Source organism: Sphingobacterium bambusae, from assembly GCF_033955345.1.
Lineage (GTDB): Bacteria > Bacteroidota > Bacteroidia > Sphingobacteriales > Sphingobacteriaceae > Sphingobacterium > Sphingobacterium bambusae.
Genome location: NZ_CP138332.1, coordinates 2,323,050 through 2,349,257 on the forward strand (window position 1 = coordinate 2,323,050; position 26,208 = coordinate 2,349,257).

Here is a 26,208-nt window from a genome sequence, read left to right on the forward strand (position 1 = left end):
ATGAAAAGATTCGAATACAAAACCGTAAAAGTAGAGCCAAAGGGATTTTGGCAAACAAAACTAGATCCAGAAGAGCTGGATAAAATCCTGAATGCACTCGGCCAAGAAGGATGGGAACTTGTCGGTATGCAAGACCTTGCAGTGAGTGGCACTTCATGGACGTTTCACTATACATTTAAAAGACCCCTTAACTAAATCATTCAGTTCACATGGACGCTATCCTACATTTGCTATTTAATCCGCTACCCAATGCCATCATGACGGTATTGACGGCCATCTCTCTACTCTATTGGCTGTTCACGATGCTGATGGGTGATGGTTTTGACTTTGGCGATGCAGATGCAAACATCGACTTCGACGGTGCAGACGTCCACGAGGTAGACAGCCCCGACGATGCCGATTTGCAAAGCGATGGCGAGCCCTCATTATTCTCTAAAGCGATGAACTTTATCAATATTGGAAAGGCACCTCTTATGGTTATTGCCACGCTATTCAAATTTATCGGTTGGCTGATCACGATCGCATCTTCCTTGGCATGGAACCTGGCCCAGTTCGGATGGAAGTCCATCTTGGCATTGATTCCCATCTTTATCCTGACCTATTTGCTGATGCACTACGTCACGATACCGGTGGCCAAGCTCTATAAAAAAGTGGGCTACACCGGTGAAGAGCCCCACGACTTCTTAGGACGCGCGGGAAAGATGCGCACCTCTATTGAAGGAGACCGCATAGGGTCTGTCGAGATTGTTATCGATAGCGATGTGATACGCCTATCCGTAAAAAGCCATGATGGCGCTAAAATTGCCTACGATGACTTGGTGGTGATAACTGGGGAAACAGCCGATAAAAAAATCTATTACGTTAAAAAAGAAATAAACTTACAAAGCATCTAAATTATCTTAATCAATGACAAGCAGCACTTTATTATTTGTAGACGGACTCACGGGATTAGTTTTGATCGCCGTAGGCGTAGTCGTATTCCTCATTCTAGCATTTTTTGTAGTACTCAGCATGTTCTACAAAAAGATCCCTCAGGGAAAAGCCATTGTTAGAACAGGTGTGGGAGGCTCCAAGGTAGCTTTCAACAAAGGAATGTATGTGGTACCTGTATTCCACAAAATGGAGATCATGGACATCTCCGTCAAGAAGATCGAAATCGCACGTATGCAACACGACGGCTTGATCTGTAAAGACAATATACGTGCAGACATCAAGGTAGCCTTCTTTGTGCGCGTCAACAAATCCGTTGACGACGTGATCAACGTCGCACAAAACTTAGGCTGTGATCGCGCAAGCGAACCGGAAACATTAAAGAATATCTTCGAATCCAAATTCTCGGAAGCATTAAAAACCGTAGGTAAGAAATTTGACTTCATCGAACTTTATGAAGCCCGCCGTGAATTCCGCGAAGAGATCCTCAACATCATTGGCACCGACCTGAATGGCTACATCCTAGACGACTGTGCCATTGACTACCTCGAGCAAACTGAACTTAAATTCTTAAGCCCAGACAATATTTTGGACTCAGCGGGTATCAAGAAAATCACGGAGCTTACTGCACAGCAAAACATCAATGCCAACCTCATCCGACGCGAAGAGGAAAAAGTAATTCGTAAGCAAAACGTGGAAGCGCGCGAAGCCATCTTGGAGCTCGACAGACAGCTGGCCGAAAAAGAAGAAAAACAACGTCGGGAGATTGACAACATCAAAGCGAGGGAAGATGCTGAAATCACCAAAGTACGTGAAGAAGAACGCCTGAAATCGGAAACCGTGCGTATTGCGACCGAAGAACAACTGGCCATCCAAGAAGAAAACAAACTGCGCCAGATTATCATCGCCGAGAAAGCGAAGCTACGCACCGACGCCGTAGAAACCGAGCGTGTGGAAAAAGATCGGGCATTGGAAGCCACCGAACGCGAGCGTATCGTTACCCTAGCGCAAATCGACAAGGAGCGTTCCATTGAGACCGAAAAGAAAAGCATTCAGAATGTGATCAAGGAGCGCGTACAGCTGGAGAAAGGTGTCGTGGAAGAACAGCAATCCGTAAAAGATGTTGAAACGTTCCGCGAAGTGGAGCGTAAGAAGCAGGCAGGCGTTATTGCCGCCTCACAGGAAGCTGAAGAGCGCTTAATTGCAACAGTTAAAGCCGCAGAAGCAGCCCGGATCGCTGCAGAACAAGAAGCAGAGAAAAAAGTGATCGACGCGGAGGCAGCACGCAAAATTGCAGAAAAGAAAGCTCAAGAGCTGTTAATAGAGGCCGAAGCCAAGAAAGAAGCATCAGCCAAAGAAGCCGAAGCACGCAAAATTATTGCAGAAGCACAGGCAAAAGAAGAGGCTGCGATTGGACTATCAGAAGCGGAAGTAATGATCGCAAAAGCGGAAGCCGAAGAAAAGCAAGGTACCGTAGAGGCAAGCATCATCGAAAAGAAAGCGGCAGCATTACGTACCGAAGGATTGGCGCAAGCGGAAGTGGTACGAGAAAAAGCCTTGGCAGAAGCAAAAGGCATCGAAGAGAAAGCTGCTGCTATGAAACAACTCGACGGTGTGGGTAAAGAGCACGAAGAGTTTAAATTGCAGCTACAGAAAGAACGCGATATCGAAATGGCGCACATCAATATTCAGAAAGATATCGCCACCGCACAAGCGGATGTGTTATCGGAAGCCTTGAAATCCGCGAAGATCGATATCGTCGGTGGAGAAACCATGTTCTTCGAAAACATTGTACGTCAAGTGTCCAACTCGAAAGGCTTCGATCATTTGATCAACAACTCGAGACATGCGACAGACATCAAAAACTCCCTTATCGGCGAGCATGGCGACGGCGACCTTGGCGAAAAAATCAAAAGCTTGGCAGATAAGTACGGCATCTCGTCCAACGATATCAAAAACCTAACCGTCTCGGCCGCTTTGTTAAAGTTACAACAAGCTGCCTCTGACGATAAAGAAGATAGTGGATTTATAAGCTCTCTATTTTCATTAGCAAGCAATTTGGGCGTATCCAACAAAAAAATCAGCTTGTAAACACGATACAGTTACCGGCCTTCGTCGGTACAAGCCATACTGTTCAGGAGCCCGTAGGGCACCTGAACAGTGCTTAATTGATCACAAAAATTGCGTAATAGCAAGAAATGACGATGTAATAAGCTTAAGTCATCCAAGATTTACACACAGGAATGCAAGAAAACAACGAAGTAACAGCAACAAACAATAGCCTCGACGCGGGCGCATATGAAATCATCCGTAAGCGATTATTAACGCAGAAAGATGAGTTATCGACGCGGTTGCAAACCCTCAACCAGGCTAGAAAAGAGATTTTCAATGCAACCTCGTTTGTATTGAAGGCAAATCAGCGCATCACCACGGACAACAACTGTGTTGCCCGCGGGATCATTGCCTTGGAGAATGTCTGTATCTTTGGATACAATGTTCACTTTGGCCTTCGCTCAGAGATTAAACTGGAAGATGTTTTCAGCATCTACCTCTTCGAGAACAACCAATTTATTCCGCAGACGCTCGATCTTATCCATGATGCGGCCTTTATGGCCGATTACCAGAACCTCTATAAATATTACCGAGATTCCATATTTGCACGCTTTCGCCGTACCGAGAATTACCTGTATATGATTTTCCAAACGAGCAAGAAAGCGACGGATCTCAAAGCTTTCAAGTGGCTCATAAAAGATGGGAAACTGCACTATCAGGATGATCGAAGCATACATGAAGTACGTCTGCCCGACCAGTTTGAATTTGAATGGACAAAAACTGGTCTTGAAGATCGGCGCTTAGGAAAATTTCCCCACGTATCGATCCTAGACAAAGTTTTTATCGAAGCATTGCATGGCGATATCACGTTCAAGGTCGAGGACAACACCGATAGCGGAAAAGGTATTTTCTCAGAAAAAGTTACCAACCTTGATCAGCAGCTCGATGACGCAGAGTACCACTATGCCGATTTAGGCAATCTAATCGCCATACGCATCAAACCTTATCAGGAAGAATTTCGTGCTTACGTTTTTAATCAGCGCACGAAAGAAGTGGTTAACCTCAAATCCCTGAACGACTCCGCGATCCTACTGCCCGATAACCAAGGTATTATCTTCTCCAATGGCTACTATCTTCAGAATGGCACACACAAGCTCTTCGACGGTGGTCTCGAAAACGTCACCTTCCTACGCAAGATAGCATCCCCGAATGGCGAGGATTTCTTATACGTCTTTACGCAAACGGAAAGCAACACCTACATTCTGATGTCCTACAACATCATTCAACAAGCTGTCGAAACACCCATTATCTGTAATGGCTTCACCATATTTCAAGATGGCAGCCTGACCTATTTCCGCACGGAAGCCGAAGCTACTAGGCACCATCAGGTACAAATTTGGGACACCCCCTACATGGCCGTCCTAAAGGAAAACGAAGAAAAGAAAAATGACCCGCTGTACAAAGTCGGCAACAAGCAGATTGTACAGGCGATGGCCGAAGCACAGGAAGTGATCCAATTGCTGTACAAGGAAGATAGCTACGAAGGTCTCTACGAAGACATTCTGAAGAAATCCACCAGCTTACTGGACTCCTACTTTTGGATTGAAGACGAAGCATTAAAAAACCTTGGCCAGCCACTCAAGCAAATTCGAGAGGTAGCCAACACGGCCATCGACGAGTTCGTTAAAGTACAGGCACAACGCAAACATGCCGAAGAACGACTATCAGCGGCAAAAAAGAAGCTGGAAGAACTACAGTTTACGGTCAATAGCACAACAATTACGCAGCTGGATCAGCTGGTCAACCAACTCGCTGATGCACGCCGTAATTTAGGCGAAGTAATCGAACTAAAAAGCGTTCGCTATGTAGATCTTGAGCAGATCGAAAAAATACTGGTTCACCTAAACGATATCATCGAGGAGTTGTCGCAAAAAACCATCTCGTTCCTCTTAAAAGATGATGCTCTCAACAGCTATGAAGCGCGTGTGGTTGAGCAACGTAAATTGGTCGAAGCTATACAGAAAGCCTTTGATGCGAAAGCGATTGAAGAAAACAACTTGGCTATATCGACCGAATTGGAGTTACTGATTGACATCTTGCATAGCCTCAAGATCGATGACGCCACACAAACAACACAAATTGTAGAAAAGATATCGGTTATCTTTGCCTCCCTCAATGAGGTACGCGCCCAACTGACGCGCAAGCTACAGTCCTTGAAGAGCAAGGAAGCTACGGCTGAATTTTCTGCACAGCTCACTTTGCTGGAACAATCGGTAACCAATTATCTGGAACTTTCTTCATCAGCCGAAAAAGTAGAAGAATATTACACCAAAATTTTGGTGCAACTGGAGGAGCTAGAAAGCCGTTTCTCCGAATTTGACGACTTTGCCCTCAAAATTGCCGATAAGCGCGATGAAATCATCAAAGCCTTCAACAGTAAACGCGAACAGCTTATCGAGCAAATCAATAAGCGCAGCATCGCTCTAGAGCAGATTGGCCTTCGTGTGTTAAAAAACATCGAAAACAAATCCAACACCTTCAAAAGTCGGGAAGAGATCTTGAGCTTTTATGCGGCCGACCTGATGATCGATAAGGTGCGCCAACTCGTCGCGGAACTAAAAGGACTGAACGATGTTTCCAAAGCAGAGAATTTGGAAAACCTGCTCAAGAAATCGCAGGAAGATGCGCTACGAACGCTGCGTGACAAGTCAGAGCTCTACGTGGATGGCGAAAACATTATCGCCCTCGGAAAACATAAATTTACGGTCAACAAGCAGTCGCTGAGCCTTACCTTGGTGAGGAGAAATGAAGAGCTTTTCTACCACCTGACGGGAACAAGTTTCTACCAAAAAGTACGAAATGACGAGTTTTTGGCCTACGCAGACATTTGGGACCAAGAGTTGATCTCGGAAAACAAAACCGTTTACCGCGGGGAGTACCTAGCTTACAAAGCATTTTTGGCATCTCAGGAGACATCCGATTTTGATGCGGAAAGCTACATCACCCAAACGGTGGAACAACAGTACTCGGAAAGCTACATGAAAGGCGTGCACAACATCGATGCATTAGCCATCTTTCACGCACTGGAGAAACTGGACAAGAAGCTGGAACTTCTGCGCTATGAGGGTTCCTTACGGGCTTCAGCACAGCTCTTCTACAATCATCTTCCCGAAGAGGAACGATTGCGTCTGGCGCGTTTGATACAGTCTACGCATCGTGTGTTAAAAGCATTTCCTACTTCCACGCACTACCAATCGGCAATTACGGAAATCACGAAACAGTTTCTTGCAAAACCGACACAAACGGGGGGGACGACTGTTGAAGCCTCCGAGCTAGCAACTTATCTTTTTGAGACCTTTACACGGTATGGAAAGTTCGCCCTCGCCGAGCAGGCCGACCACCTTCGCCAGGAATTTTTACGGTTTTTGGGCGAAAAGAAAGCGCAGAAAGATTTTGAAAGCGATGTGCAAAGCAGTCATTTTGACCTTACGGATCGATTCTATTTGGCACTTAACTGGCTACACTCTTATGTTGATCAGCAAAAAAATGCGGAGCAGCTGAAGCATTTGATCTCGGAAACAGCCGCCGCCCTCCTCTTCCCGAACGATAACTATCAGCTTGTTTTCGCGCACGAGGATATACATATAGAAAATCTCAAAGGCAATCATCCCGCCTTAGAGAACGGAAGCTACAGCATCCCCTACCATGACTTTATCAAAAAACTAAGCAAGTTTGCCAAGGAGGATGTACCACGTTATGGAGCTTTCACCAAGCTAAAAGAACAGATCAGCAAGACCTATGAAAAGGAGTTGAAGATCAACGAATTTGAGCCTAAAATCTTAACCTCGTTTGTCCGTAACAAACTGATTAATGAAGTATATTTTCCGCTGATCGGAAACAACTTGGCAAAGCAACTGGGTGCTGCCGGCGACAACAAACGTACCGCACGCATGGGCATGCTCCTATTGATATCGCCCCCGGGGTATGGAAAAACCACACTGATGGAATACCTCGCAAAAACCATGGGCCTGCATTTTGTCAAGGTCAATGGTCCCACAATCGGTCACCATATCACTTCCATTGATCCCGTCGAGGCAAAAACATCGGGCGAACGCGAAGAGCTGAAGAAGGTAAATCTGGCCTTCGAAATGGCAGACAATGTGATGCTGTACCTCGATGACATCCAGCATTTAAGTGCTGAATTCCTTCAAAAGTTCATCTCCCTAGCCGATGGTCAACGTAAGATCGACGGTATCTTTGACGGCGAAAGTAAGACCTACGACCTGCGTGGAAAACGCTTTTGTATCGTCATGGCCGGTAATCCATACACCGAGAGCGGCGCTAAATTTCAGATCCCCGACATGTTGGCCAATCGGGCCGATGTATACAACTTGGGTGATGTGATAGGTGACACCGAGCACCTGTTCAACCTCAGTTTGGTCGAAAATGCAGCTATTGAGAATAGTTATCTCGCGAAAATTGCCGGCAAGTCTTTCCCTGATTTTTACGCGTTAATCAACTTTGTCGAAACTGCTGCCGAGCAGCTTCCAAACCTGGAAGGCAACTACCTTAAACAGGAGATTGACGATTTCATCGCTGTATTAAGGCATGTACTTACTATCCGAGACACGGTGGTCAAGGTGAACCAAAACTACATACGTAGTGCCGCCATGCAGGATAGCTACCGCACGGAACCGCCATTTAAGATGCAGGGGTCGTACAGGAACATGAGCAAGCTAGTTGCACAGGTGGTACCGATGATGAACAGTAAAGAAATTGAACAGGTGATATTGGCACACTATGAGAGTGAATCGCAAACCCTTACTGCCGATACAGAGAGTAACTTGCTTAAACTAAAGCAGCTTGCAGGCTTACAAACTCCAACTGAACAAACACGCTGGGCAGAAATCATCGAGATCTTCCGTAAGAACAATAAGCACGGCGGGCTTGGTAAAGACGAGAAGGTCTTTGCGCAGCTGCTGTCCTTCAACGAGAATCTCGAAGGGATTATAAAGGCTATTCAAAACAAAGATTAAACAACAAAAGGGGCATGCCCCTTTTGTTGTTTTACTACCATCGTCCTCCTGCGCCACCGCCGCCGGAAGATCCACCACCGAAGCTTCCCCCACCGCTGCTAGACGAACCGCCGCCCGACCATCCACCTCCGGAGGATCCACCGCTACTGCTTGAGCTACGTGTCTTCTTGGGAATCGTTTCCGTTCCAAGATCCTCATTGTGCTTACAAAAAGCACATCGGTTAAATAGCTTACGCAGTCCCGTGCTGCTATAGGTTGCAGCCTTGAGGGTCTTAGAATCGCGCAATTTATATGTTTTAAAACCGCAAGAGGGGCACACGGCGTGGGTTGACTTGCCATCCCAACTCAATACACGTCTTTCCTTGGTCAGCTTATTGATCCACACCTCATAAAATTTGGTTTCCAACGACTCTTCTTTAAGCTGCCCGGCGCTCAAGTAACTTTTGAAAGTCTTTAAATCCACCACATCTCTGTTTTGCCGTTCCCAGTTCCCACTATCATCGGGCGCAGCAAAACGTACTGCCGTCTTCCGATATTTCCGCAACAAAGCAAAGAAGCTAAATAACATCAAAGGAGAGAACAGGTAAGGCACGATCGCTGCCCGTTGGAATTGTTGGAGCGCTTTGAGTTTGTTTTCCTCGTCGAGAAACGACTTCTTGATTTGTCCTCGAATTTCGTATATCTTAAACAGTAGCACATAGCTCCCACAAAGAGCCAACAGGTATGGAATTCCCGACGCTTGGAACAGCCTTTCCATATCGTTGAGAAACACCGCGAAAAACAACATCAAGAATAGCAAGGTAAAGCCCGCAGCAGGAATACTAAGCAACACATAAGCGAACCAGCCTGTGCAGCCTTGTTTCTTTTCATATTTCAGCGCCCCTTTCCACTTCCCTCCCGATCGATCTAACCAAAAATAGAGAATAGCATACAGCGCGATGACAGACAGAGCAAAGAGAAAATTTTCATTACGGAAGCTCATATAAGGTCTAGCTTCTGGCATCATCCGCTCCAATTCGGCTTGCACATCATCGGCCAACAAGGCCTGCTCCACCGCTCGTGATACTTCCAGCACTCCTGCGTCGTAATCACCGTTTCGAAAATTCGGCACAAGATACTTCTCGCCCATCCGATGCACATATACATCCGGAAAAATTCCTTCTAGACCATAGCCAGACACAAACCGATATTCACGTCGATCTTTTGCCACGACGAGCAACAATCCGTTATCTGCGCCGTTCTTCCCAATTCCCCAAGTCTTAAAGACCGATAGCGCAAACTCAAAAATATCCAGACCTTCAAAGTCATTGATCACCACAACAGCATACTCACTGCCCGATCGTTCTTCAATAGCTCGGGATATCGTGTTGATCTGCTCCAGCGTACCTGCAGAGAGAATTCCATCCGGATTACTGACATAGGCATTTTTATCATGCTCCATAGGGTGCGGGAGCGAAGACACCGTGTATTGCCCCAACGCAGGACTGCACATCCATAGCAAAGGCGTGAGCAGAAGAAGATAGCGCCGTATATCTCGGCGAAAGATTAGAAGCGTATGCATATGTATTTTAATAAGCAGGTATTAGTTTAGTACTACCCTGCAAGAATCGTGCAAGATCTTGTACTTTATTTTGACAAAAGAACAAGGTTTTGAACTTCGTAAAGTCGCATCAGATTAGCAAGCATTTTCGTAACTTTGTTCTCGTATGTCAGATATTATTCAGTTGTTGCCCGATTCGGTAGCCAACCAGATTGCTGCAGGAGAGGTGGTTCAACGCCCTGCTTCGGCAGTGAAGGAATTGGTGGAGAATGCTATTGATGCAGGAGCAGATAAAATCAAGATTATCGTAAAGGATGCTGGAAAGTCGTTAATTCAAATAATCGATAATGGGTGTGGTATGAGTGTGACCGATGCGCGTCTTTGTTTTGAACGACATGCGACCTCGAAAATCCGTCGTGCCGAAGACCTTTTTGCGATACGCACCATGGGCTTTCGTGGCGAGGCGATGGCTTCTATTGCGGCGATTGCCCAAGTAGAGCTTAAAACACGCCGCGTAGAGGATGAACTCGGAACAATCGTAGAAATTGAGGGATCCAAGGTCGCCAAGCAGTACCCAGAGGCTCTACCTTCAGGAACTACGATATGCGTAAAAAATCTTTTTTACAATATTCCTGCACGTCGTAATTTTCTGAAAAGCAACGCGGTGGAAATGCGGCATATCATTGATGAGTTTCAGCGTATTGCTTTGGCTCATCCAAGCATCTTCTTTAGTTTGCATAGCGATGGAAACGAGCTATTCCATTTACCGTCCGAAACGTTAAAACAGCGTATCGTACATCTATTCGGAAATAGCTATAATCAGCGCCTTGTACCCGTTGAAGAAGAAACCACCATCATCGCCCTACGCGGATTTATAGGTAAACCTGAATACGCTAAAAAAACAAGAGGAGAACAGTTTTTCTTCGTCAACAACCGCTTCGTCAAAGATCCGTACCTGAACCATGCGGTCATGAGTGCCTATGAAGATATTCTCCCTACGGAGACGTTTCCACTGTATGTACTTTTCATCGATATTGATCCTGCTAAGATCGATATCAATGTCCATCCAACAAAGACGGAGATCAAATACGAGGACGACAAAGCGATATATGCCATTCTACGGTCGGCGATAAAACGCTCCATCGGTAGGTACAACATCGCGCCGACCTTAGACTTCGATCAGGAAACTAGTTTCGCCAACTTAATCACTAGCAAACCCTTAGATGAAATTCAGGTGCCAACCATATCGTTCAACCCTAATTTCAATCCTTTTGAGGACCCTAAATCCTCATCAAAATCGCGTAGTTCGGCTTACGTAGAGGGCTTTGAAAAGAAAGCGGGCATTCCACAAAATTGGGATACCCTATATCAGATTTCGGAACAGCAAACCGCTGAACAATTGGCGCTTCATCCCACAGAACCAGAAACGGGTGCACCGACAACAACTGAGCGCACACAGCAAAAAGGAAATTCAACGGAAAGTAAGAAGCAATTTTTTCAGCTGCACAACCGCTTCATTGTTTCTCAGATACATTCGGGCTTCATGCTGATTGATCAACAGGCGGCTCATGAGCGCATCCTGTACGAACAGTACATCCAACAGCTGGAAAACAACCAAGGCACAAGCCAACAGAGTTTGTTTCCACAAACCGTGGAATTGAATAGTGCTGATTTTGCGTTGATGGAGGATATTCTTCCAGAGATACAGACATTAGGATTCCAACTACGCCCATTCGGAAAAACGACCTTTATCGTGGACGGTCTTCCTGCCGACTTAGGATCAGGCATCAACGAAGCCAAAATTCTGGAGCAACTTTTGGAAGATTTCAAAAACAATAAGGACGCACTACAGCTTAATAAGAGGGACAACTTGGCTCGTAGCTTGGCAAAGAATGCCGCCATCAAACCGGGCACCTCATTGGACAACCAAGAAATGGCCGAGCTCATCGACAATCTGTTCGCAACGGAATCGCCTAGCGTCTCCATTTTTGGTAAACCAATCATCGTCACCATAACCTTGCAAGAGCTTATGGAACGCTTTAATAGAAATTAAGAACAAAAGTCTATATAGTTTATTTTTAAAATATGTTTTCGAACCTCACAACAGTCGTTAAAAATCTATTGATAGCCAATGTTATCTTTTTTATAGGCTCACAACTCATTCCTCAAGTAGCATATACATACCTTCCGGCATTTTATCCTGATTCGCCACATTTCTATATCTGGCAGGTGATAACCTACATGTTTATGCACGCTGATTTTGGGCATATATTTTTCAACATGTTTTCACTGATAATATTCGGCCCTATACTCGAACAAACATTAGGATCCAAAAGGTTTATCAATTTCTACCTTGTATGTGGTCTAGGCGCGCTGCTATTACATTTTTCCGTGGATGCGTTACGTGTTTTCCAGGCAACCGGCACCTTGTTCCCTTATCGTACTGGACAAGTAATTACGGGCGTTGATGAAATTTATCTAAGCCCCATTTTAGGGGCGTCCGGTTCGGTATTCGGTATTTTGCTTGGGTTTGCATACCTCTACCCAAACATGCGCCTGATGCTCCTTTTTCCACCAATACCCATCAAGGCAAAATACTTAGTTGGTGGGTTGATCGTTATTGAATTGTATATGGTAATCACCAAATCAGGAGGGAACATTGCCCATATGGCGCACATAGGTGGGGCTCTTTTTGCTTATTTGATGATGAAATTATGGGGCATTCGTAAAGGTTATTAATATTGAACATGAAAGAAAGCGCGTTAAAGACATTTTGGCGGGACACCTATCAGGGTCAATCACCTGTACCTTTTATTATTTCGGTGCAGGTTCTTCTGTTTGTGCTCATCCATCTTTTTGAACTGATCCAAGATATTGGGCTGGTCAATTTCTCTTTATACAACTATGTGAGCAATGAGCTTACGCTACCGCTTTCTTTTCTCCAGTTTATAGAGCAACCTTGGAGCCTACTTAGTTACTCTTTTGTATATACGGGCTTGCTCAGTCTTATTTTCGACTGCCTGTGGCTATTTTGGATGGGCAACACCTTTCTTAACTTCTTAAACAGAAGGCAATTTTTGTTTGTTTACATCTCATCTATTCTCGTTGGCGGGCTCATTTATCCGGCATTAGGTATGATTCCTGTGTTTCAACATAGTACGCAGCTGTCCTTTCAAGGCGCATCGTTTGCATTAGGGGCGCTCGTTGCCTCAATAGCCACCTTGGTACCTCGCTCGGAAATCCGCCTCATTCTGTTTGGCAATGTTTCCTTGAAAAATATCGCGCTGGTATACGTCGTACTTTCTGTAATATTCATCGGACTAGTCAATAAGGCCGGCGCAATTACCTTTCTGTTTATTGCCCTTTGGGGACTTCTCTTCACGCGAGCACTGCAACAGGGCAATGACTTCAGCTTATTTTTCCAACTACGGAAACGCTCCAAATTGAAAGTCGTATATAAAGGGAAAGTATCCAAATCTACATATACATACAGACACCAGTCAGACCTGCCCAACCAAGAAGAGATCGATGAAATTTTGGATAAAATTTCAGTAGAAGGCTACGAAAGCTTAACTTCACAAGAAAAAGAAGTGCTTTTCAAAGCAAGTAAAGACGAGCAGTAACATGGCAAAGAAGAATATTTTCAGGAGCGACCTGGGATTTTTTAGTAAGACAGTATTTATTTGCAATATTATTGCGATACTCCTGTTACTGCTAAGCTATGCTGCGGCCTACATCAATCCGAAAATCATTTGGCCCATTGCTTTTTTCGGATTGGGATACCTGCCGATCCTTCTCCTTAATATAGGTTTTGTATGCTATTGGCTCGTGCGTAAGCCTAAATATGCCCTACTGATGGCTCTTCCCATCTTGCTAGGCTGGAATTTGCTAAACCAACATCTCGGTTTTCGGAAACAAGAACATCGAACGGAAAAACCCGATAGCACCTTGCGTATCATGACCTTTAATGCGCATCTATTCACAGAGATCGACAAGATCCCCGCTACCGATGTTAAAAATGATGTCATCAGCTTAGTTAAAAAGACCAACCCCGACATACTTTGTTTTCAGGAGTTTTTTTCCAAGATAAAAGGGACCAAAAAGATGACAAAACGTATCGTGGAAGAAGCAGGATTTCAAGATTATTACTTCGAGCCGGCGATGAAAAGCGAACACGAAGCCTATGGTCAGGTCATCTTCTCTAAGTTCCCCATCATAAACTCCGGTACTATTACCAAAAACGAATATGGAATAAACCGGATTATTTTTGCTGATATTCTGCGGAACAATGATACAATTAGGGTTTATAACGTACATTTACGCTCATTCGGTTTACAGACAGAAGACAAAGAATTTATCCAAAATCCCTCCCACAGTGCAAATGAAGAGCACGCAACACGACGAGTAGGCCGAAAGCTGAAGTATGCCTTTGAAGGCCGTAGCAGACAGGCTGAGGCATTACGCGATCATATGGATAGCACACGCTACCCTATCATCGTCATGGGCGATTTTAACGACACGCCCATGTCCTACAGCGTGAACCTTATCCGCAACGGCCTAAAAAACACCTTTCGTGAAAAAGGAAGCGGCTGGGGCGTAACTCACTATGAAATGCTACCTTTTCTCCAGATCGACTATATTTTCTGTAGTCGAAGATTCCATGTGGAGCACTATCACGTCGTCAAGGAAAAGCTTTCCGACCATTACCCCGTTTGGGCAGATATTAGGTTTTAATCCTAAAATCCAGCTATCGTCTTGACTATGTTTATTCGCATGGCGTAGTTATTCGACCCAAAGCGGATAATCAATATAGCCTTGTTCGCCACCACCATACATCGTTGACCTGTCCAGCTCGTTAAGCGGGGCATCTTTTTCAAACCGCTCAGGCAAGTCTGGGTTTGCAATGTATAACTTGCCAAAGGAAATAAGCGCTGCAACACCTTTTTCAAGTTCCGCTTCGGCTGACGCTTTATCATAACCTGCATTAGCAATCACCGTCTGGCGAATCTTGGTGCCAAAGAATTCAATCTCATTGTCAGCACCATAATGTTCAGGCGAAGCGAAATGAGGACTGCGCCGCATGAGCTCTACATAGACGAAATCCAGCTTATTTAGCTCTTCAATGAGGTGTATATAGGTAGCAGTAGGATCATCCAACACAATATCGCCATATGGATGGAAAGGAGATATTTTAATACCCACCTTTTCGCTGCCCACCGCAGAAATTAACTCTTGCATTACCTCCAGCACAAAACGGGCATTGTTAGGAATGCTACCGCCGTAAGCATCCGTCCTTTGATTGGCACTTTCCGCCAAGAATTGGTTGGGCAGATAGCCATTGGCTGCGTGTAGCTGAACCCCATCAAATCCGGCCGCGATCGCATTCTTTGCGGCTTGTCCATAGTCCTTTATAGTCTGCTTGATTTCTGGGATAGTCATTTCCTGAGGTATCTCGTAATCCTTCACGCCCTGAGAGGTAAAATGCTTCATTCCCCGAATAGGCAAGGGCGATGGTGCAGCTGGGAGCTTGCCATTCCGGTCTACGGAGTGTCCTATGCGGCCGGTGTGCCAAAGCTGGGCAACAATGATACCGCCTTTATCGTGCACGGCCGTTGTAACCTTTTTCCATGCTTCGATCTGTTGCTCGGTAAAAATGCCGGGGGTGAGCGGACTGCCGGTAGCATCTTCACTTATCCTGATGGCTTCGGTAAGCAGCAAGCCTGCACCTGCCCTTTGGCTGTAGTATGCTACTGTCATATCACCCACGAGGCCATTCATGTCTGCGCGACCTCGCGTCATTGCCGCCATCGCTATTCTATTTTTTAGGCTCACATCGCCTAATTGTATTTTTTCTAAAAGTTTCATATTGCCTTTTCTAAAATTGTTACCGTTGACCGAACGCTAGTAGATATCCCTTATTTACCGATTCTTCTACAATAGTAGTATATTGTTGTCGATGCTCATCATCGGCGCCGTCTGCGGAAGATATTTTTTCACCAAGCTCACCTAAGTGAGATATTTTTGTAATTTTGGCTCAACCGAAAAATATATTAAGAATACATTGAAGAAGTTATTAGCAGTATTAAGTAAAGCAGGTTTCGACGGTTTCCTGTTAATGATAGCCATCATGATTCTGTTGGCCTATTTTTTGCCACAACCAGGCATGGTTAAAGAACCTGTGTCCCTAGAGGAGATTGCCAACGCAGGTGTCTCGTTGATTTTCTTGTTTTATGGTATGCGACTGAGTGTTGAGAAACTAAAAGCTGGGCTTGCCAATTGGAAGATGCATATTATCGTCCAGTTGACAACCTTTTTATTTTTTCCGCTTATCGTTTTGGCATCTCGCCCCTTATTCGTCAACACTGATTTCGAGCTACTTTGGTTGGGCGTATTTTTTCTAGCAGCTTTACCGTCTACCGTTTCCTCTTCGGTGGTCATGGTTTCCATTGCTAAAGGCAACATTCCCGCAGCCATCTTCAATGCGAGCATTTCCAGTTTAATCGGCGTAGTGGTTACACCACTTTGGGTTGGGTTGTTCATCGCTTCGGCGACGGGCGATTTTGATGTCACGGATATCGTCATAAAGTTGATTCTTCAAGTCTTGTTACCTGTCATCATCGGTATTGCCCTAAACGCGCGTTTTGGAGCCACGGCCGAGAAATATAAGAAACAGCTCAAAATGTTCGATCAGGCAGTTATCCTCACCATCATTTATACTTCATTTTGTAAGTCATTTTCCGAACACCTTTTTGAAGGTTTCACCGCCCTTGAACTTGCCGGGCTCGCCATGGGAATGATGGTTTTGTTTTTTGCCGTATTCCTTTGTATCGGCCTACTCAGTCGCTTGTTTGGCTTCTCAGATGAAGACCGTATTACCGTCTTATTCTGTGGTTCTAAAAAATCTTTGGTACACGGCACTGTCATGTCGAAAGTGCTGTTTCAGCACAGCACCATCACCGGCATCGTATTGCTACCACTCATGCTCTACCATGCCCTGCAATTGATTGCTGCCAGCATCATAGCGCAGCGTATGGCTCGACGGAAAGAAGGATAACTTTTTTAGGTCTGCCCCGTCTATTCTTTTTTCGCAAAAGAATACTATTCAGAGAATCAATCTGTGAGGCAATTTCTATATTCATTCGTTAGTCCGTAGCGTCAACATGTTGACATCTACGGACTAGCGAATGAACAAACTTTACCGGCTTCCGATTAACACTTTATAGCCCTAAATCGCAAATTCTTTACGAATAATTTCTGCTCCTGCGCTTAAAGCACTTAACTTACCTCGTGCTACGTCGCGAGACAAAGGAGCCATACCACAGTTTGTCGAAGGGTAAAGGTTTTCTATATCCACAAACTCAAGCGTTTTACGCAGGGTATTAGCTACTTCTTCAGGAGTTTCGATCGTGTTGCTTGCCACATCAATGGCACCGACCATTACCTTCTTCCCACGAACCAGTTCAATTAAATTTAAAGGCACATTCGAGTTGTGGCATTCCAACGATACGATATCAATATTAGATTTCTGTATTTTCGGAAAAATCTCTTCGTATTGACGCCACTCGGATCCTAATGTCTTTTTCCAGTCGTTATTCGCCTGTATACCATAGCCGTAGCAGATATGCACTGCAGTCTCGCATTTTAAGCCTTCAATGGCTCTTTCTAGCGCTGCCATGCCCCAATCGTTAACTTCGTCAAAAAACACATTGAATGCAGGTTCATCAAACTGAATAATATCTACCCCTGCCTCTTGCAGCGCTCTTGCTTCCTCATTGAGTGCCTTCGCGAATTCCCAAGCCAATTTTTCTCGGCTTTTATAATGGTCATCGTATAACGTATCCACCATAGTCATAGGCCCCGGTAAAGCCCATTTTATAGGTTTATTAGTCTGCTGACGTAAGAATTTAGCATCATCAACAAAGACTGCTTTTTGACGAGCAACCTCCCCCACAACAATAGGAACACTCGCATCATAACGATCACGAATTTTTACGACTTTTCGATTTTCAAAGTCTACACCACTTAAGTGTTCGATAAAAGTGGTCACAAAATGTTGACGTGTTTGCTCACCATCACTAATGATATCAACCCCTGCCAATTGCTGCTCTTGCAACGAAATACGCAAAGCATCTTGTTTTCCCTCGATTAACTGATCGCCCTCTAACTTCCAAGGTGACCATAGCTTCTCCGGTGGTGCAAGCCAAGCGGGTTTCGGTAAACTTCCCACAATTGAGGTGGGCACTAATTTCTTCATATAAAGCGTATTTTAATATATTATATTGATGAAAGAGCGAAGTTGGTAGACCACTCTTCTAAAGCACTTCTGTGCGGTTTAATGAAATGCTCTTCTGCAAATTTACCTTGTTGTATAGCTAACTGACTGCGCTCTTCTCGGTTGTACACAATTTTTGTTAACGAATGGTCCTGATTTTTCAAACTAGGCTTATAACACACACCTGCGGCAGCATTAGCATTATAAATTTCAGGTCTGTAAATCCTCTGAAACGTTTCCATTGTACTAATGGTGCTAATTAATTCAAGATTTGTATAATCAGCTAGTAGGTCTCCAAAGAAGAAGAATGTCAAAGGTGCGGCGCTATTAGCTGGCATAAAATACCTGACCTGCAAGCCCATTTTTTTGAAGTATTGCTCTGTTAAAGATGAATCATTGGGCAGGTATTCATAACCTAATATCGGATGATGATTTCCTGTCCGATTATACGTCTTATTATCGGATACACTCAAACAGATAACAGGCGCTTTGTTAAAATGCTGTTTGTACGTTTCTGAAGCCACAAAATGCTTGAATATATTGCCATGTAGATCCCCAAAACCTTCAGGAATGCTAAATTTATCTTTACCCTTGTTATGCTCTAACAGCAATACGCTAAAATCATAATCGCGCACGTAAGAGGAAAAGTTATTTCCAACAATACCCTCAATGCGTTTGCCGGTATAGTGGTCGATAATATGCGTTTTTAAAATCTCAATTGATGGGAATGTCGTACCGCTACCATCGATATCAATATCAACAGAAACAATCTCTAATTCAACTGCATAGCGATCGCCATTAGGATTATCCCAATTTGCCAAGCTATTAAAACGATTATTTATCATATTAATAGTATTGCGCAAATTTTCTTGACGACTTTCGCCTCTTGCCAAGTTAGCAAAGTTGGTCGTGGTACGTGTACTATTGGCTGGTATATAGTCCTCATTAAAATAAATGCTCTTTAAGGAGAACGTAAAATCAGATTTGATGGCATGCAGCGTGTTTTCCATATCTTCGTTTAATTTATTCTTGAATTCTCCTTCATGATCATCTTCATGCTATTAAATTCAGTTATTTTGTCTTACAAATTTCAAAATAAAAGATGAATTAATCTAATTTACCTTCAAATCAGACAATTATTCTTTTACAGCGTTTGCAAAAGATAAATATACTTTTTCCGACCATAAAAACTAAATAAAACAGATAATTTTTCTTGGCAGACTTAGCAGTATTCGACTTTGGGCTGTCTAAAATACCGCTTCCCTATTAGTACCAGGCCTTTGTGAAAAAACATGAATGTGCAGATCTTAGGTTATCCGCCGACAAAGTGGGATCGCAAACAGTACACGATTGAACCGAACAAAATCGATATTCAGGATTTTATAATTCGAAAAACCAAATAAATCAGGTAAATTAACCTCGTTTTACCGTTCATGCAAAACAAAAAACTATAAAAAAGCTAAAAATAACGATATGAAAGAAAATCAGTCTGTAGATGGTGTAGATAGCATTGACCTACAATTACTAAACATACTGCATAATAACTCAAATATCACGACAAAGGAACTTGCACAAATGGTAAACCTTTCTGCCTCGCCGGTATTTGAACGCGTAAAACGTTTGGAAAAAAAAGGTTATATTAAAAAATACATTGCCATACTGGATGCCGAAAAGCTAAATCAGGGCTTTACGGTATTTTGTAACATTAAACTAAAACAGCACGACCGCAGCATAGGGCATAGATTTGTAGAAGATATCATGGAAATTGACGAGATTATAGAATGCTACAACATTTCCGGCGACTATGATTTCCTTTTAAAGGTAACCGTGCGCGACATGAAACATTACCAGGATTTTGTGTTTAACAAGCTTGGTTCTGTCGATAGTATAGGCAGTACACACAGTACTTTCGTTATGGCTGAAATAAAAAACACGTATGGCGCATCAGTGATCTAGCAGAGCTTTGCTGAAAGCATTATTTATATATCATGAAGCATCCATGAAATCCAATGCTCGTCTCACAAACGCATCGCTCCGGTTTTTCACTTTAAAGTAAGCCTCTCTGCCGAAGTAAAAGCGTCCCACCAATGCTTCAATATCGCTCTCGATAACTTTTCGAAGATCATTCTTCTTCCGATCAGATATCAAAAATCCTTCTCCACGAACGAAGTCAATGAATCGATGATACTCATTATCCGGCAAATGGTAACCCTGAAGAAAATTATCAATCGAATAAGCTGGCAGCTTCTTGGTAAAACGCGCATAAACAAATTGCTCGATAAAGCTATATTGAATCAAATCTTGGTAGAACAAGCTCAAAGCGTTGGAATCAACCGGAACCACCACATCGGGCAGGATACCGCCCCCACTATACACCGGCTTACCAGCTTGGGTTTTAAAGGTTTTTCCATGCGCATAGAGTGTATCCAGCGCCCATAGGCCTTCATACATATTATTGAAATCGACCATATTGGACCAATTCGGACTATATTTCTTTTGGATACTTCTACCTAAGGGTGTAAAGTAACGAGCGATACTAAGATTTACTGTCGAGCCATCAGAAAAATCATACTGCTCCTGAACAATACCTTTGCCATAGGATCTTCTACCAATGATTGCTCCACGATCCCAATCTTGCACGGCACCTGCTACGATCTCACTGGCGGATGCCGTATTTTCATTGATCAAAACAGCCAGCTCTCCACTGGAAAAATTACCACCCTCATCGGAGAAATAATCTTGTTTCTCTTCGTGTGCACCCTCCGTATAAACAACCAACCGTCGATCACTGAAAAACTCACTCGCCATCTTGATGGCCATATGAAAATAACCTCCACCATTGTCTCGAAGGTCGAGAATAAGCTTCTTGGCACCTTGCTTTTTCAACTCCACCACCGCTTGACGGAACTCATCACCGGTGTTAATACCGAACCTTCGTACCTTGACATACCCAACCCCTGGCCGTATCATGTAGACCACGTCCAACGAACTTACCGTTACCTGATCGCGCACCACTTTAATTGGTTTTGGTAGTTCGTCGAAATCTCGTTTAATATGAATGTTTAGGGAAGTACCCCGTCGGCCACGAATAAGTTTCTCCACGCTTTCTCTGGAAATATTGATTCCTGCGACCGTTTTGTTGCCAATCTTCAACAGTTTATCACCCACACGAAAGCCTGCTTTTTCCGCAGGTCCACCACTGATCAAGGAAACGATCATCAGGGTGTCATTCAAATTGAAATATTCCATTCCAATCCCTTCAAATGTACCTTCTAAGATTTCCGTTTGCCGTTGTGATTCATTTGGCACGAGATAACTGGAATAAGGATCCAGATGCGAAATGATGTGGTTGATGGCACCATTCTGCACGGAGTCTACATTAACACTATCCACATAACTGTCGGCCACCAAGTCCAACAGCTGTTGTATCTTCCAAGTATTATTGGATAAACCAATGGGCACCAAACTATTCCCAGGCTTGCTGCCCTGCTCGTCCACATAGTTCTGTCCCAACAGGATGCCCAGTAGCAACACTGCGGCGTATGTAGCTGCGACAAATAGATTTCGTTTAGTACCTTTCTGCATGTATAAATTCGTTTGCAAAATTAAATAGTTTTCTTCAATTTGCGCGGTAAATTAACACGTATTTGCTTAAAATACACTTAAAAACGACTATTGTTTCGTAATGATCCCGTAATATTTGAAAGTGCTGGCAGATAATTTCTTTTTTCCATTTCACATCAGCAATTTTGCATGTAACTTTATCCATCGTTGGACAACTAAAAGACATCAGCTTTGCACGAAATAGAACCCTACTATAATTGGCGCGACGATTACATCGCAGCAGAAGACGAGAAATCGCCATTTTACGGCGTCATTTATAGCGAATTTGAATTTGATAAGAAGATCTATAACTTTCTCCTCCATCCGCAATGGGACGATTTTGGATCCCAAACCTTATACATCAAGATTCTCTATGTTGATTATGATAAGGGATTTTGCATTATGGAATTTATCGGAGAATGGAATGACGCCATTTACAACGACATCATGCTCTTAAAACGCGAAGTCATTGACATGCTTATCGCCGAAGGTATCGACAAATTTCTATTGATCGGAGAGAATGTGCTTAATTTTCATGGATCGGACGATTCCTATTACGAAGAGTGGTATGAAGACAGTAGCGATGGTTGGATTGTGGCCCTGAATTTTAGGGAGCACGTCATACAGGAATTTAAATCGCACGGCATCGATTACTACATACATTTTGGCGGCGAGTTAAACACCTTTCCTTGGCGCACATTGAAGCCAAAACAACTGTACCACCATATTCAGGAGCGCATCAACAAAAGGCTCGGGATGTAGCGATACGTACAAATGAGCGGGGTAATTGTACCCGCTTCTCTATTATTTTCATTAACTTTGTTAGCAAATAAATACGTTAAAATTATGTCATTCAGAATAGAAAAAGACACGATGGGCGAAGTACAGGTTCCTGCAGATAAATACTGGGGAGCACAGACTGAGCGTTCACGTAACAATTTTAAGATTGGACCTTCGGCATCTATGCCAAAAGAAATTATCGAAGGCTTTGCCTACCTTAAGAAAGCAGCTGCCTATGCAAATCATGAGCTTGGTGTCCTACCGGTAGAAAAACGCGATGCCATTGCAGCTGTTTGTGATGAAATTCTCGCTGGAAAACTTGACGATGAGTTTCCGCTGGTTATTTGGCAAACAGGATCTGGCACCCAATCCAACATGAATGTGAATGAGGTTGTCGCCAACCGCGCGCAAGTGTTGGCTGGCGGAAAGATAGGCGAAGGGGAACCCGTATTAAAAGCGAACGATGATGTGAACAAATCCCAATCATCGAACGACACATTCCCTACAGGCATGCACATCGCTGCCTACAAAGCCGTAGTTGAAGTTACTATTCCAGGTGTAGAAAAATTGCGCGATACGTTGCAACGCAAATCGGACGAATTCATGCAGGTCGTGAAAATTGGACGTACCCATTTAATGGATGCTACACCAGTGACATTGGGCCAAGAACTATCCGGCTATGTTGCCCAGTTGAACTACGGTATCAAAGCGGTAAAGAATACGCTCGCTCACCTATCCGAACTAGCGTTGGGCGGTACTGCTGTAGGAACCGGATTGAATGCGCCCAAAGGATATGATGTCTTGGTCGCAAAATATATTGCCGAATTTACGAGCTTGCCATTCGTGACCGCTCCAAATAAATTTGAGGCTCTAGCGGCACACGATGCAATCGTAGAGACACATGGCGCCTTAAAACAGCTTGCCGTGTCCTTAAACAAAATTGCTAACGACATCCGTATGTTGGCGTCTGGCCCGCGTTCAGGTATCGGCGAGATATTGATCCCGGAAAATGAACCCGGATCGTCCATCATGCCAGGAAAGGTAAACCCTACGCAATGTGAAGCCCTAACGATGGTTGCTGCACAGGTAATGGGTAACGATGTTGCCATCACTATTGGAGGCACGCAAGGACATTATGAATTGAATGTATTCAAACCTGTCATGGCCGCCAATTTCCTACAGTCGGCGCGCTTAATCGGTGATGCCTGTGTGTCTTTTGAAGAACATTGCGCGATCGGAATCGAGCCAAATTACGCCCGCATTGAGGAATTGGTAAACAACTCCCTTATGCTTGTTACAGCATTAAACACGAAAATTGGGTATTACAAAGCGGCTGAAATCGCACAAACAGCCCACAAAAACAACTCCACCCTAAAGGAGACAGCCATTGCTTTAGGCTATGTAACGGCTGAAGAATTTGACGAATGGGTAAAACCAGCAGACATGGTTGGAAGCTTAAAATAAATAGGTGATAGATCTATCCGGACAAAAGATAAAGATAACAGCATGCTTGACGATTATGGCGAGCATGCTGTTTGTTGTAAGCAGCTGTGTGCGTCATTCGGAAATGCAAACCGAAGGAGCTGACTTCCTGCAAGGTGTTTGGGTGCAGGACAGTATTCCGCATCAGTCCCAAATGATGGATTACACCTTGCACGAATTTAAGTTTATTTGCGACTCGGTATATACAACGATGCATGTTAATGCTAGCGTGCAGCGCATTCCCGACTCCTGCTACAAAGATGGCGAATGGACCGAGTATGCGAAAGGAGTCTATGTGATGCGTGGCGATAGCTTGATTGGCGAAGGCATTTACACCAAAGAGAACGGCAAATACAAGACGGCAGGATGCTATAAAACAGGCACCTACCTACCTCGTTACCGTGTCGCTTACCATGATGCAGATTCGTTGGTTCTAGAAAGTCGCTTTGACCAAAGACGCCTCGTCCTGCGTAAAATACATAGCATATCTTGTGTGCCCAAACGGCGGTGGGAAGATTAAGAATCTAGATCAATATAAAAAGCGTTTGTCCGACATGAACAAACGCTTTTTTTATCAAACACGGATCTCTGTCCTATGGACAGATGCCATTAATTGATCAATTTATTATCATCGGTAGATGACTTCAACAAATGTGTTTTCAAGTCGCTCTCGGCTTGAATCAATTCCTGCTCCACGACTTTACGCTTCTCACGTCCTTCACGCTGTATCTGCAGCACCTGCTCAATGGTAGAAACGATATCCTGATTAGCCTTCTTGATCGTCTCGATATCAACGATGCCACGCTCGGTTTCTTTTGCAATATTGATTGTCGATTCCTTCAACATTTCCGAATTCCTCCGCAGCAGCTCATTAGTGGCATCAGTCACCGCTTTTTGAGCTTCCAACGCTTTTTGCGAATGAGCAATACCAAGCGTCAATACCATTTGGTTTTTCCATAAAGGAATAGTATTCACCAATGACGACTGAATTTTCTCCATCAAGGAAGAACTGTTATTCTGTATCAAACGGATTTGTGGAGCAGTTTGCAAGACGACCATCCGCGTTAGCTTAAGGTCATGCACCTTACGCTCAAAACGTACAACATGTTGTTCCATGTCTTTATATTGCTGAATCTTATGCTGATCGCCAGACTCTTCCGCCTCGGCCTTCATTTGCGGTAAGGTGACGCTGTGCACTTCCTCCAACTTCTCTTCACCAGCAGCAATATACAGCGATAGTTCCTTGAAGAAATTTTGGTTTTCGACAAACAGTTTATCGAAGATGTTGACGTCCTTCGCCAGATTCTTGTAGTGGCCTTCCAACTTAAGCTCAATCTGATGAATGTTTTTCTCTACACTTTGGTACTCTGTACGCATACGTTGCAACTTCTTCTTCAGATTGTCGAAAAATGGTATCAAAGGCTTTTTATTCAGATTCTCATCAAACGATTTGATGTCGGAACGAAGGTTTAGGAGAATATCCTCTGCCCCACCCATATCCTTAGTACGCACCTGCTTTAAGATCTCATTGGAGAAATTACTCACCTTAGTTTGACTTCCCACGCCATATTGAATGACGTCGGTGGTCGAGGTCAAGTTAATCTTGCTCTTATATTGTTGAATTTGGGATTTCTCCTCATCGGTAAAATTTACAGCTACCGACTTGTTCTTATCTTTCTGGTTTTCTTCGTATGTGGTTAAATCGAGATTTGCCATCATCTATTCGTTTAAAAGGTTTCTATTTTTTAAGCTTTGAATGTATACATCTGTTTCCGCAGATACATCTAAAATACCAGATTTAAACTGGTTGGTCACTTCCTGCTCTATCGCTATTGCGGCTTTCGCAATAACATCTTCTAACTTTTTCTTCGACTCCATCGTCACGCTGTTATTCAGTCGCGAGTTTTCGATCTCGTCATATTTCATCAAGACGTTAACCACGGTAGCATGTCGCACCAAAAATTTCTCAGCTTCCATCTTGTCGTTACTTTCCAAGAGTTGAAAAAGATGTATTATTTTATCTATGTTTTGATGGATCGCTCGATTATCGATCTCCTTTCTCCAATGGATAAGTCGCTCGATGAACAGCTGCGGCGTGTCCAGCACCGCTTGTGGCAGCTGCTGCACCCGATTGCGCGAGGCCGCCGTTGGAATCCAAGCCAACGGCCGGATCTCAGCGAGCTCCAAACGTTGTAGGTAGGGCTTCGCGCGGTTTAACAGCAGACCATTACCAACGATATAGGATGTCACAGATCCGCCCAATGTAAGCAACATCGCCTGCGACAACGTCCCAAAAAAATAGATGAAAGACGCAAATAACGCCAGCTCTACCATCAATAGTGCGATTCCCATGGCATACCAAGAGCGTATTTTACTCTTGCGCGCCTGGTTAAGCATTACAAATGGAAAAATATGGACAGGCAAGGGAACGAACATCACAATAGATATGAAGGTCCAGGTCAATTGCTGTAGCTCCCAGCGTCTAGATTTCTTTGTAGCGAATCCCATTCTGC

General features: G+C 44.0%; 20 protein-coding genes. 13 read left to right on the plus strand and 7 right to left on the minus strand.

Annotated features, from left to right (window positions below):
- From SCB77_RS09580 to SCB77_RS09595, 4 genes are all read left to right on the plus strand, one after another.
- Positions 1-195 carry a DUF4177 domain-containing protein gene (locus SCB77_RS09580; protein WP_274267147.1) on the plus strand — a complete coding sequence of 65 codons (195 nt, stop codon included), beginning with the start codon at positions 1-3 and terminating at the stop codon, positions 193-195.
- A gap of 14 nt (positions 196-209) precedes the next feature.
- On the plus strand, positions 210-893 hold the full coding sequence (locus SCB77_RS09585) for an OB-fold-containig protein (RefSeq protein ID WP_320186211.1): 684 nt from the start codon (positions 210-212) through the stop codon (positions 891-893).
- Between the two features lie 13 nt (positions 894-906).
- The gene (locus SCB77_RS09590) at positions 907-3,021 is read left to right on the plus strand and encodes an SPFH domain-containing protein (RefSeq protein ID WP_320186212.1); all 2,115 of its coding nucleotides are present in this window, start codon (positions 907-909) and stop codon (positions 3,019-3,021) included.
- Positions 3,022-3,173: 152 nt separating this feature from the next.
- Positions 3,174-8,018 carry a DNA repair ATPase gene (locus SCB77_RS09595; RefSeq protein ID WP_320186213.1) on the plus strand — a complete coding sequence of 1,615 codons (4,845 nt, stop codon included), beginning with the start codon at positions 3,174-3,176 and terminating at the stop codon, positions 8,016-8,018.
- Between the two features lie 34 nt (positions 8,019-8,052).
- On the opposite strand, the gene SCB77_RS09600 is transcribed toward SCB77_RS09595, so the two are convergent.
- Positions 8,053-9,579: a TPM domain-containing protein gene (locus tag SCB77_RS09600; RefSeq protein WP_320186214.1), complete on the minus strand. Its 1,527-nt coding sequence runs from the start codon at positions 9,577-9,579 to the stop codon at positions 8,053-8,055.
- Between the two features lie 145 nt (positions 9,580-9,724).
- Here SCB77_RS09600 and mutL point away from each other — a divergent pair, with 145 nt between their 5' ends.
- The 4 genes from mutL to SCB77_RS09620 are packed head-to-tail and all read left to right on the plus strand — an operon-like array spanning position 9,725 to position 14,292.
- Positions 9,725-11,611 carry a DNA mismatch repair endonuclease MutL gene (mutL, locus tag SCB77_RS09605; protein ID WP_320186215.1) on the plus strand — a complete coding sequence of 629 codons (1,887 nt, stop codon included), beginning with the start codon at positions 9,725-9,727 and terminating at the stop codon, positions 11,609-11,611.
- Positions 11,612-11,643: 32 nt separating this feature from the next.
- Complete coding sequence (locus SCB77_RS09610; protein ID WP_320186216.1) at positions 11,644-12,297, plus strand: rhomboid family intramembrane serine protease; 654 nt, start codon at positions 11,644-11,646, stop codon at positions 12,295-12,297.
- Positions 12,298-12,305: 8 nt separating this feature from the next.
- Positions 12,306-13,181 (plus strand): rhomboid family intramembrane serine protease, encoded by an 876-nt coding sequence (locus SCB77_RS09615; protein ID WP_320186217.1) that lies wholly within the window; start codon positions 12,306-12,308, stop codon positions 13,179-13,181.
- A gap of 1 nt (position 13,182) precedes the next feature.
- Positions 13,183-14,292, plus strand: coding sequence for an endonuclease/exonuclease/phosphatase family protein (locus SCB77_RS09620; protein ID WP_320186218.1), 1,110 nt, complete (start codon positions 13,183-13,185; stop codon positions 14,290-14,292).
- A 48-nt stretch (positions 14,293-14,340) separates the two neighbouring features.
- On the opposite strand, the gene SCB77_RS09625 is transcribed toward SCB77_RS09620, so the two are convergent.
- Positions 14,341-15,423 carry an alkene reductase gene (locus SCB77_RS09625; RefSeq protein ID WP_320186219.1) on the minus strand — a complete coding sequence of 361 codons (1,083 nt, stop codon included), beginning with the start codon at positions 15,421-15,423 and terminating at the stop codon, positions 14,341-14,343.
- Between the two features lie 196 nt (positions 15,424-15,619).
- Here SCB77_RS09625 and SCB77_RS09630 point away from each other — a divergent pair, with 196 nt between their 5' ends.
- Positions 15,620-16,612, plus strand: coding sequence for a bile acid:sodium symporter family protein (locus SCB77_RS09630; protein WP_320186220.1), 993 nt, complete (start codon positions 15,620-15,622; stop codon positions 16,610-16,612).
- A gap of 171 nt (positions 16,613-16,783) precedes the next feature.
- On the opposite strand, the gene SCB77_RS09635 is transcribed toward SCB77_RS09630, so the two are convergent.
- Both SCB77_RS09635 and SCB77_RS09640 read right to left on the minus strand, forming a co-directional pair.
- Positions 16,784-17,812 (minus strand): methionine synthase, encoded by a 1,029-nt coding sequence (locus tag SCB77_RS09635; RefSeq protein ID WP_320186221.1) that lies wholly within the window; start codon positions 17,810-17,812, stop codon positions 16,784-16,786.
- 20 nt (positions 17,813-17,832) lie between these two features.
- Entirely contained in the window at positions 17,833-18,840 is a 1,008-nt protein-coding gene (locus SCB77_RS09640) for a DUF1852 domain-containing protein (protein WP_320186222.1), read from the minus strand.
- A gap of 463 nt (positions 18,841-19,303) precedes the next feature.
- Here SCB77_RS09640 and SCB77_RS09645 point away from each other — a divergent pair, with 463 nt between their 5' ends.
- Positions 19,304-19,786, plus strand: a complete 483-nt coding sequence (locus tag SCB77_RS09645; RefSeq protein WP_320186223.1) for an Lrp/AsnC family transcriptional regulator — start codon at positions 19,304-19,306, stop codon at positions 19,784-19,786.
- A gap of 30 nt (positions 19,787-19,816) precedes the next feature.
- Here SCB77_RS09645 and SCB77_RS09650 read toward each other — a convergent pair whose 3' ends face one another.
- A complete protein-coding gene (locus tag SCB77_RS09650; protein ID WP_320186224.1) occupies positions 19,817-21,433 on the minus strand; it encodes a S41 family peptidase in 1,617 nt (538 codons plus the stop codon).
- Positions 21,434-21,625: 192 nt separating this feature from the next.
- On the opposite strand from SCB77_RS09650, the gene SCB77_RS09655 reads away from it, so the two are divergent.
- The 3 genes from SCB77_RS09655 to SCB77_RS09665 all read left to right on the plus strand — a co-directional run bounded on the left by SCB77_RS09655 (position 21,626) and on the right by SCB77_RS09665 (position 24,215).
- On the plus strand, positions 21,626-22,195 hold the full coding sequence (locus tag SCB77_RS09655; protein WP_320186225.1) for a hypothetical protein: 570 nt from the start codon (positions 21,626-21,628) through the stop codon (positions 22,193-22,195).
- Positions 22,196-22,279: 84 nt separating this feature from the next.
- Complete coding sequence (fumC, locus tag SCB77_RS09660; RefSeq protein WP_320186226.1) at positions 22,280-23,677, plus strand: class II fumarate hydratase; 1,398 nt, start codon at positions 22,280-22,282, stop codon at positions 23,675-23,677.
- Positions 23,678-23,681: 4 nt separating this feature from the next.
- Positions 23,682-24,215 (plus strand): fumarate hydratase, encoded by a 534-nt coding sequence (locus SCB77_RS09665; protein WP_320186227.1) that lies wholly within the window; start codon positions 23,682-23,684, stop codon positions 24,213-24,215.
- A gap of 89 nt (positions 24,216-24,304) precedes the next feature.
- On the opposite strand, the gene SCB77_RS09670 is transcribed toward SCB77_RS09665, so the two are convergent.
- Together SCB77_RS09670 and SCB77_RS09675 are read right to left on the minus strand one after the other, a co-directional pair.
- A complete protein-coding gene (locus tag SCB77_RS09670; RefSeq protein WP_320186228.1) occupies positions 24,305-25,414 on the minus strand; it encodes a toxic anion resistance protein in 1,110 nt (369 codons plus the stop codon).
- Positions 25,415-26,203: a hypothetical protein gene (locus SCB77_RS09675; protein WP_320186229.1), complete on the minus strand. Its 789-nt coding sequence runs from the start codon at positions 26,201-26,203 to the stop codon at positions 25,415-25,417.
- Between the last annotated feature and the right edge of the window lie 5 nt (positions 26,204-26,208).